The 1,203-nt window shown below is 53.4% G+C and carries 1 pseudogene; it reads right to left on the bottom strand.

Features of this window, described 5'->3' with window-relative positions:
- Positions 1-54: 54 nt before the first annotated feature.
- Positions 55-981, bottom strand: a pseudogene (locus tag ACW9IN_RS30080) (ATP-dependent nuclease); the annotation flags it as partial.
- Positions 982-1,203 lie beyond the last annotated feature (222 nt).

Raw genomic sequence — 1,203 nt, 5'->3', positions numbered from 1 at the left:
GAAAAACGTTACACAATGAGCTTGCAAGGTGTCTAGAGAATCCGGGGCGATTCACGCCTCTGGCTCTTCGATCAGTAGTAGGCGCAGGAACGTCTCTTCACCTCGGTCCTCATCTACCTCTAGGATCAGCTCCGCCAGAATCGATGCGATGTACAGCAAGTTGTTGTACCCGAGGCTGTTCTCTTCGAGTGACCTGAATTGAGTAGCATCGGCGCCATTAAGGTCTGGGTAATACAGCAGTCTGAGACCCTCAACAATTTTCGAGAAATTGACCTCCGAAAACTGGATGAGCGTGCCCTGAGAGAGATTCATGCCCAAGGCTTCCTTGAGGTTGTCTCCAATCCGCTGGTTGGCCTGCTTGATGGCGTAGTCATCGCTCTCGGCCAACTCTTGATTGAATTCTCCAACCCGCTGCTCGAGCGGATGAGCCACTCCTGCCTTGCGGCACTCGTCGATCTCCTTGCGGCAAAGCGCCTTCATCAACCGGGCAAGCCGTGACTGGCGACCTTCGCGAAGTTTGACTTCGGCGTCACGCAACGGCGGGAGATAGACGCAGTGGATCAGATCGAGGATTTCGACCTCTACAGGCTTGATCCGCTGATGCCCACCCCAGATGGAGTATCGATATCGGCCGCGCGACTCCCGGTTCGTTGCAGTGAAGGTAAGTTTGGCCTCAGGCTCCTGGCCGCACCAATCGATAAAGGCTGTGCTCTCATCTTGGTCCAGCCCGCTGAACGTGGCCTCAATACGAATAGCCTCGGTAGCTAATGCCCCTGGCTCGAAGCCGCGGTAGAAGTCTCGCTCATGGATGTTTCGCTTTCCCGACTCGGAGTCATTGAACAACTGCCGAATTGCACTGATGATCCCCGTTTTACCAGCCCCATTCTCCCCTACCAGGACGTTGAGGCCATCATGCAACTCAATGGTGAAGCCTGTGTTGAAACATTTAAAACCATCAATTTCCAAGGCGCGGAGATACATTCGAGTCCTTTCCTGTAATAGTCGAGGAGATTCTCCTGCCTCACCCACTCACGGGCTGAGGCGGACATTCTCTGCATGATGGCAGTACGCACATACCTGTTTGATGTTTACTTATGAGCGTAGGAGCTGGGCAGCGAAGTCAATTTGCGATCTATCAACCGTGTCAGTGTAGTGGTCAACTCATCCCGGACACGGTTTTGAGTTTTTCTTCCGTTTTCGCTG

The organism is Pseudomonas sp. SDO5271_S396, from assembly GCF_054071795.1.
This window is presented reverse-complemented; position numbering and strand designations above follow the sequence as displayed.